At 56.7% G+C, this 9174-nt stretch carries 3 protein-coding genes and 2 pseudogenes; all 5 read left to right on the top strand.

The annotated features are described in order from the left end of the window. Window positions 1–803: pseudogene (locus tag B5V00_RS16510) on the top strand (hypothetical protein); the annotation flags it as partial. Between the two features lie 204 nt (window positions 804–1007). Beyond that, window positions 1008–3092 (top strand): CHASE4 domain-containing protein, encoded by a 2085-nt coding sequence (locus B5V00_RS16505; RefSeq protein ID WP_085011909.1) that lies wholly within the window; start codon window positions 1008–1010, stop codon window positions 3090–3092. Window positions 3093–3309: 217 nt separating this feature from the next. Next, window positions 3310–4737 (top strand): sigma-54-dependent transcriptional regulator, encoded by a 1428-nt coding sequence (locus B5V00_RS16500; RefSeq protein ID WP_085011908.1) that lies wholly within the window; start codon window positions 3310–3312, stop codon window positions 4735–4737. Between the two features lie 567 nt (window positions 4738–5304). Beyond that, window positions 5305–5724, top strand: a complete 420-nt coding sequence (locus tag B5V00_RS16495; RefSeq protein WP_085011907.1) for a MarR family winged helix-turn-helix transcriptional regulator — start codon at window positions 5305–5307, stop codon at window positions 5722–5724. A gap of 68 nt (window positions 5725–5792) precedes the next feature. After that, window positions 5793–9174: pseudogene (locus B5V00_RS16490) on the top strand (hypothetical protein); the annotation flags it as partial.

Genomic DNA, 9174 nt, shown 5'->3' with positions numbered 1-9174 from the left:
TGCGCGGCACCTGGATGGGTAATCCCTACAAGGAGGACGGCGCCCCGCAGTCCGGGACGGTCTACCCCAATACCAATACCTGGGGTGGTGTTCCCAGGGGGTCGGCGGCCCAGGCCACCATGGGCGGTTACTGGATCGACCAGAACAGCGGCAACCCGACCGCCGGCTGGACGCTGGCGTCTTCGGCCGGTCTGTGTACCCTCTGTCATGGCACCAATGTCGATGCCATGGACAAGACCACCGGTGAAGGGCTCTGGGTCGGTACCAACGGCCACAGTAACGCTGTTATCGGCGGAACCGGATCGGCGGCGTTCAATGTCTTTGATGCCCGAGGTGGCCAGACCGGCTACAGTGACAACCCCTTCATGCACTTCCAGGGGATGACAGATCCGGCTGATAATGGCAACTGGGGTTTCCGTTCTGAAAATAGCAAGGCCCATAATTACACCCCGGCAGTCGATCCTGGCAACACTCGGCCGCGGAAATACAACACTGATGAATGGGGTGTTGACGAGACCGGGGCCACCACCCAGACGCAGTACCACAAGTTCAGTTGTTCCAAGTGTCACAACCCGCACGCCAGTCGTCTGCCGAAGTTGATGCAGACCAACTGTCTCGATACCAAGCACAACACCTGGGACAATAATTATCAGACGGCAACTTCGGGTTCGAATAACACTGGACGTTCGATTTCCAACTGGACCAGTGCCCAGAACTGCCACCGTCTCGGGGGCAATGATCCGAGTGATACCCGGGATACTCCGGGAGTGGGTAACGGCTGGAACAAGGTTACCCCATGGTAGGGATGAGCAATATCCAGCACTGCTGAGGAACTGCAACAGGCAAAGTAAAAGGGTCGTCCCGATGGGGCGGCCCTTTTACTTTAAGGCCGAGTAGTAAATTTCGCCTTTGCCCTTTCGCCCATTTTTTTGTTACAAGAGGACTTCTGGCAGGTAAATTGCTGTCGTTTTATGCATTGATGCTGGTGTTGGAGGCCCTCGTTTTTCATGCGCGTCATTTTTCGTCCGGATAAAATCATGCTGCTGCTGGTCCTGGTTCTGTTGCTGAACCTCGGTCTCTACCAGCTGTCGCGCAAATTCTATCTGGAGAACTTCACCCGTCTGGAACGTCAGGTTCTGCATGACAATCTGACCCGCGCTTTTAATGCCATCTATCACGATGTCGACAGCCTGCAGTTGCTGGCGATGGACTGGGCTGAATGGGACGATTGTTACCGCTATATGGTCGATCGCAACCCCCGTTTTCTGGTATCGAACCTTTCCGAAGGAACCTTGGACGGCCTGCAACTGAACTTGCTGTTACTGCTCGATCGAGATGGGAATGTGGTCTGGAAAGGAGAGCGGGAAGCAGATTCTTCATCTCTTTATCCGGATTCTGAAACGGTGCGACTGCTGGTTCAAAGCGCCAAAACGCTGGATCATTCTTCTGGAGAGGGTGTGTCCGGATTATTTCACGCGGGCAACAGTTTGTGGATGGTGGCCCTGCAGCCGATTCTTGACAGCCGGGGGACGGGGCCTTCGCGCGGCACCCTGATCATGGGGCGGCGGTTTTCCACCGCCAGTCTTGCCAGCCTGTCGCAACGTATCCATCTTGATCTGCAACTAGAATTCTGGAACCCCGAGCAGGTTGAACGAACCCGCAATCGCAACCCTTCCCGACTGGTGACCGGTGAGGATGACCTGCACATCGTGTCGGCCCCGGTTGATAAAAAAACCATCGTCGGACATGCCCTGTTGTTCGACATTGCCGGAAAGTTCGGGCCGGTGCTGACGATGCGGATGGAGCGGCGGATCTACGCTGAGGGGGAGCGCACCGCCTACACATTCCTCGTCTGGACATTGGTTTTCAGCCTGTTGTCGGCGGCCCTGATCTACCTGATCATGGACCGGCTGGCGCAGTCAGCCCAACTGCGGCAGGAAAACGAGATTCGTTACCGGCGGTTGAGTTCAGAATTCAGAACCATCCTTGATGGTATCCCCAACTCGATTTCCCTGATCAATCAGCAGCGACAAATCGTCTGGGCTAACCGCGCCGGCGGCGCGGCCGGTCCGGACCGGTTTGCCGGCCGGGACAATTCGGGACCGGTTGCCATGCATCAGTGCAGTTTTGCCGAAGAGCGCTGTCCGGTCTGCTGCGTGTTTCGAACCGGGCAGCCCTGCGAAGATATTGAACTGGAAGATGGTGGACGTATTCAGAGTGTCAAAGCCTTTCCTTTGAAGAATCTCAAGGGAGATGGAATACGTGGTGTTATCCGGATTGCCTCGGACGTCACCGAAGAATACCGGTTGCGTACCGAGCATGAACAGGCCAGCAGGCTGGCAGCGGTCGGCGAACTGGCCGCAGGCGTTGCGCATGAAATTAATAATCCCAACGGCATGATCCAGATGAATCTCGGTCTGGTAGCTGACGTCTGGAACGATCTCCAGCCGTTGCTCGATGAAGCGGAGGAGGCTGACCCGGATCTGCGTCTCGGCGGTTTGGGGATCGTGCGCCTGCGGCAGGAATTCCCGGAATTACTGCAGGACATGCACCACGCCAGCCTGAGGATCAAGGGGATTGTCGAGGATTTGAAAGGTTTTGTCCGGCGCCAGGATGATGCGACACTGTGTGAGGTCGATTTGAATGAGGTTTACCGGACTGCAGTGCGGCTGCTGAACAACCAGATCAAGAAAAGCGGGGCCAGCTTTCGTGAGGTCCTCGCTGACCATCTGCCGATGGTTTATGGGCAGTTCCGCCAGTTGGAGCAGGTTGTCATCAACCTGGTAATGAATGCCTGTCAGGCGATAGAAAAACCGGGAGCATTGCTTGAAATTCGCACCTGGCATGATCTGGCGGCCGGGGAGGTGGTGCTGGTGGTCGAGGATGGTGGCAAGGGAATTGCGCCGGCCGATCTGGAGCGTATCACGGATCCTTTTTTCACGACCCGTCGCACCGAGGGCGGGACCGGCCTCGGCCTGTCGGTTTCCGGTCGCATTATCAAGGAGCACGGTGGCCGCTTGCTGTTTCGTTCCGAAGTGGGCAAGGGGACGACAGCCGAGTTGCGGTTGCCGGTCGCTGAGCGGGACGAGTGAAATATTTCTTCTGCCGCCAAGTCGCCAAGTACGCCAAGAAATTCTAAAGAGGTTCAACGCAGAGGCGGAGAGGGGTAGCTATGGAGAGAGAAAATCCCTTTGTTTTGGATTGCAGGCAGCTTAGATTTTTTTATTTTTCACGAATCTCCGTTATGAAAAGGTTTTCTTGCCCCTTTGTCGCCTTGGCGGCGAAACAGTTTTTTCAGGAGGCAGCAGTATGAGTGCAACCGTCTATCCCCCTTGTCCGATTCTGATGGTCGATGATGAACCGGCCTGGCTGCGCAGCATGGCGATCATGCTTGAACGCCTCGGCGGCATCGGCAATATCGAATCCTGTTCCGACAGCCGTGAAGTCATGACCCGGCTTGCCAGTCGGGAATACAGCCTGGTGCTGCTCGACAACATCATGCCGCATCGTTCCGGTATGGAACTGCTGCCGGAAATCGTTGAAAATTATCCGAGCCTGCCGGTGATCATGCTGACCGGTATCAACCAGGTCGATACCGCTGTCGCCTGCATCAAGAGTGGTGCCTTCGACTACTTTGTCAAGACCTCAGAGGATGAACGACTGGTGGCCGGGGTCCAACGGGCCCTGCGGATGCAGGAGATAGCCTATGAAAACCGCAAGTTACGTGATGGGCTGATACGCGGCACGCTGGAACACCCCGATGCTTTTCGGGACATTGTCACCGAGAACCCCCGGATGCGCAGTCTGCTTCATTATGCCGAGGCGATTGCCGGCAGCAGTCAGCCGGTGTTGATCACCGGAGAGAGTGGCGTCGGCAAGGAGCTGGTGGCGAAGGCAATCCACCAGGTCGGTCGTCCGAAGGGCCCCTGGGTGGCGGTCAATATCGCCGGGCTGGATGACACTATCTTTGCTGACACCCTCTTCGGGCATGCCCGTGGCGCGTTCACGGACGCCGACCACGCACGGCCCGGGCTCATCGATCAGGCTCGTGGCGGCACTCTTTTTCTTGATGAAATCGGTTCCCTCAATCTCGATTCACAGGCTAAGCTGCTGCGCGTGCTGCAGGACGGTGAATACTATCCCCTCGGCAGTGACCGGCCCAAGAGGATGCTGGCCCGGGTGGTGGTGGCGACCAATGAAGAATTGGCCGAACTGCAGCAGCAGGGCAAGTTTCGCAAAGACCTCTTTTTTCGTCTGCGTACCCATCATCTGCATATCCCGCCGCTGAGGGAACGGAATGGCGATCTGCGTGTCTTGACCGACCATTTTCTGGCCGAAGCCGCCGCCGAGTTCGGCAAGGTCAAACCGACCCCGCCGCGCGAACTTGACACGTTGCTGCGCAGTTATGATTTTCCCGGCAACGTGCGAGAATTGCGTTCCATGGTCTATGATGCCGTTGCTATGCATCGAGGGCGCAAGCTCTCCATGGATGCCTTCAAACGCGCCATGGGAATCGGTTTTGACGGTCCAGCCGTCGAGTCCGATGACCCGGAAAACGGTCATGATCCGATCCGCTTCGGCGGTCAGTTGCCGACCTTGCGTGCGGCTGCCGAGGCCCTGGTCGAGGAAGCCATGCGTCGTGCTGACGGCAACCAGGGGATTGCCGCCAGTATGCTCGGCATCTCCCGCCCGGCCCTCAACAAGCGATTGAAGAAAATGCACGAGGGCGAGGACTGAAGTCCTCGCCCTCCAGCCTCCAGCCTCCAGCCTCCAGCCTCCAGCCTCCAGCCTCCAGCCTCCAGCCTCCAGCCTCGCACCTCGCACCTCGCACCTCGAATCTCGAACCTCGAATCTCGAACCTCGAACCTCGCACCTCGAATCTCGAACCTCAGCGTGAAGACCGGCATCTCGGGATATGGCAAAGGCAAACCACGGTATCGGTTTGCATCTCCTTATCCAGGGGAATTTTGGAAAAGGCGTGCAAAAGGTAACACGAGGGAAAAAAGGAACTGTGCACCAAGGCTGCCCGGTTGGTCGGATCTGATTGCCCGAAAGAAAACATCGGTAATAAAAGTTACACCCATTCAACAGGCAGAGAAATCTCTAACCACATGTAATATCGAAGATGGGTGGATGTAGTAATAGAGTTGGCATGAACTTTAATATTGTTGATATGTGGCTGTTTTTTAACTGATTTGTCCATTCTTGCTCTGGGAATAGAAATTGCTTAAAAGTGCCGCGGGCAGAAATATATCTATTGTCATGGTCTCAAGACTTTATTAAACAAATCAGGGAGCACAGCCGATGAGTGATATTTCCCGGATGTTTGCCGCCATCGAGTTTTTGCGCCGGCGTCTCAGTAAAGCGATGCCGAGTCAGCATTTCAGCCTGTTGCTGGCGGTTGCCGAGAACCCAGGCATCACCATGCCGGAACTTTGTCGTCTGCTTGATATGCCTCAGGGGACGGTCAGTCGTAACGTCAAGGTGCTCTCTCATTACGTCGAGCGCGGTGATGACGCGGTTCTTCGTCCCAGGGGCCATGGTCTGTTGAGGACCCAGCCGGATCGGGAAAATCCCCTTGCTCTGGCAGTCTTTCTGACCGGTAAAGGAGAAGCCCTGGTTGAGGAAGTCAATCGGATCCTGCATTCCGGCCAGGGTTCTCATGGATCTTACCGGTCGGTTGCAGGCCGTTATGTCGCCCAGGCCGGCGGCATGATGCATTGACCGGGGAGGCGATGATGAATAACAACTGTCACAGTTTTGACCGGGTTGCGGATAAGGAAGGGATGAAGATGAAAGACGGGATTTGGAAACGTTCCGGGATGAAAGTGGTCACGCGATTGGTTTTGATGGCCGTTCTGTCCGTGGTTATGGTGTGTGGCGGCGCGGGGTGGTCACTGGCCGATGTCTGTGTCGGGACAGGTGACTATGTCGGCGCAAGTGGAGATACGTTTCGGACCAGCGTCGGCGGCACCCCGGGAACCGTTTTCAGCGTCGGGGATACGGTACGGATCGAATTCATCACCAGCACCACGATCCAGACGCCCGTTATTACAATCAAGGACAGTGCTGACAATAAACTGCTCGACAAAGCAGGGATGCAGCAGAGTGGCTCAAATCCGACCACCTACTATTATGACTGGAACACCGGCGGGCAATCAGTTGATTTCTATCAGATTGAAATAAAAGATGACGGCAACGGCAACGCCAAGGTCGGCGGACACCTGGAGTTGGGATCTCCGAATGTCGGGGTGTGGTTCTACAGTGACTCCGCGCGCAGCAACCAGACCGACACCTTTGGTGATGGTGACACGGTTTATGCCACAATGAAAATCGCCAGCAGCGATACGCTTAAAAAAATCGATCTGGCCGATTTCTGGGATACCAATAAATTGACCTGGAAGTCGGATGGTTCACAGACTGATTTCTCCGCCGGTGTTGACAGCGGCAACGGCACCACCACGATCAACTTTCATTTTACGGCCGATTTTTCCGGCGCATCTCTTTCCAACGGGGATTGGGGATTTATCAAGTCCGAAGTGAATGGGGGAGATCGTTTCCAGCGGGCCATCAAGCGGGATGATGGCTATTCCAATGCTGCTCCCTGTGTCGAGACTCCTCCATGTTCTGCTACTGCGCCTTCCAACCTCAATGCCGCAGCTTCCGGGCCAACCCAGGTCAACCTGACCTGGACTTACGATGGCACCAACAACGATTACTACACCATCTATCGTGGTGGGACGCAGATTGCCACCAATGTCACCACCGGTTCCTATACTGACAATACCGTGTCCGCCAACACCAGTTACAGCTACACGGTGCGTGGGCACAGCAATTCCGGTGGGTGTGACAGTGCCGATTCCAATACCGCCAGTGTCACGACTCCGTCCTGTACCGAATCGACACCGTCTTCGATCAGTTTCAATGGTGTAACGACAGCGTCCGGTGACTTCAGTGGCGCGGGGATGGTCAGTACCGTGGATTTGACCAACCTGGAGTTTCGGGTGACTGAGGGTAGCGGTTCGGGATCCCCTTTTCCGACCCAGACGGACGACTTTGCCGGTCTTTCAAACGGGACAAGACCGAATTTCGGCAACTGGACCGGGGTTAACGGCTCTGACGGGACCAACGGCTGGGTCGCTCTTTCAGGTTCGACCGGATCAAGTAGCACCGGTCCCGGCAACGGAAATCCTGACCCGTATGTCTATCTTGAGAGTTCGGCGACGAATGTGACTTACGGTGTGGGGGTTACCGCCGGGAGTTCGCAGTATTTGGAAAGTAACGTTCTTGATGCCAGTCAGTATGCCTTCTCCTTCACCTTCGACTGGGATATGAATGTCGCCGACAATAATGATGCCTCGTTGCATGTCGACGCCTGGAACGGCTCCAGTTGGGATCTGGACATCACCGGTTCGGCCATCAATACCGGCAACAACAACGACACTTGGGTGACGGAAGGGCCCATCGATCTGAGTGCCTACACCAACAGCGACTTCAAGCTTCGTATCCGCTACATTGTTGGTAGCGGTACGATCTATCGGAATGATATCGCGGTTGACAACCTGATCATTAGCGGCACGGCCCGTTCAACCGAAGTCGAACGCCTGGCCTGGAACCCCGATCCGCAGGAAGTTTCCGCCATCCTGACCAGCGGCAACAGCTATAACCTCTATGCTCGGGGTACCGACCCCGAGTGCGGCACCATCTACTATGTCGGCGGCACCACCACCCCGGGTAACAGCCAGTCCTTCACCTGGAGTTCCTGTACCGACGGGACGCCTTCGACCATTAGCATTACCAACGGCCAGACGGTTTCCGGTGCCAATGTCGACCTGACCACGTTGTTCAGCACCACCGGCAACGTCGGCAGCTTCACCTACAAGCTCAACGGTTCTGCCGTCGCCAGCCCGTGGGACAGCAGTTCCTACGGTATCTTTGCGCCTGAAACGGTGACTCTCGAGGTGACCGGTACCGATCCCGACTGCGGCACCGTTATCGTCCAGTCGAATACTATCACCGTCGACAACACCGCGCCGATCATCCCTGACTGGGGTGCCTGCCAGGTGACCAGCGGCCGGGTAGCCTATGCCAATGGCCAGTCGAGTGTAACCGTGCCGGTGAGCATTGCCGATACCAGTCAGGCCTTCCTGCTGGTCGATATCGCCGGCGGCGCAACCGAGACCAATACCGCCAATCACATGTCAACCGGTTACATTCAGGATGCCGGCACCCTGCGTTTCGACCGGGTCGGCACCACCGGCCCCAACGCCTGGGTTTCGTACCAGTTGGTCGAGTGTTTCAACAATGAACTCTATGTCCAGCGCGGCCAGATCAACCTGCCGGGCGGCACCGCCAGCGCAACCGCAACCCTGGCGCAGACCATAGATGCGACGAAATCGCTGGTGCTGGTCAGCAGCCGCAGCGACAATGCCGACGCTTCGCAGGATATGGCGCGGGTGATGGGCGAGTTGACCGACGGCAGCACTGTGAAGGCGACCCGCGTCAACACCACCGGGACTACTACGACCCGCTACGAAGTCGTCACCTTCCGCAATGGTTCCGGAGTCAATCTCTACAAAGGCACCTTCACCTTCGACTCGACGTCCAGCGCCAGCCTGACCCAGGCGATCGGCGCCACCGTCGATCCGGTCCGCAGTTGGCTCTACGGCAGTTGGAGCGCTGCCAACGACGGCTTGTCGCAGACCACCGTCGGCCTGGAGTTGACCAACGCCACCACCATTACTGCTCACCGTGACGCGACCGGCGCTTACCAGAACACCATCCGTTACGCCGTGGTCGAGTTTCCCAATGACGGCAAGACCCGGGTACAGCGTGGAAACTTCCTGGTTGATGCGACCACCGACCCGAATGCCGGTGATGACAACGAAGGAATCGTCAACATTTCCATTACGCCTGTCAGTGCCCTGAACAAGGCCTTCAGCGACACCTACAACACCACCAACGGTACCGGCACCGCCTTTGCCCGTAACAGTTGGATTCAACGTTTGAGTGCAGTCGGCAACCTGCAGCTCTCCAATTGGCGGACCAACGGTGCCCAGTCGCGTGGCAACCAGTACTGGCAGGTGATCGAATTCGTCCCCTGTACCGATCTCGATCCTGCCACCCTGACGACCACCAATCCGAGCCCCGCCACCGGCATCGTCACCATCCAGG

It is taken from the genome of Geothermobacter hydrogeniphilus (assembly GCF_002093115.1).
GTDB lineage: Bacteria > Desulfobacterota > Desulfuromonadia > Desulfuromonadales > Geothermobacteraceae > Geothermobacter_A > Geothermobacter_A hydrogeniphilus.
This window is presented reverse-complemented; position numbering and strand designations above follow the sequence as displayed.

Excerpts from the sequence above, each read along its gene's own strand:
- B5V00_RS16500 (WP_085011908.1), top strand. The coding sequence starts at position 3,310 with ATGAGTGCAACCGTCTATCCCCCTTGTCCGATTCTGATGGTCGATGAT.
- B5V00_RS16505 (WP_085011909.1), top strand. The coding sequence starts at position 1,008 with ATGCGCGTCATTTTTCGTCCGGATAAAATCATGCTGCTGCTGGTCCTG.
- B5V00_RS16495 (WP_085011907.1), top strand. The coding sequence starts at position 5,305 with ATGAGTGATATTTCCCGGATGTTTGCCGCCATCGAGTTTTTGCGCCGG.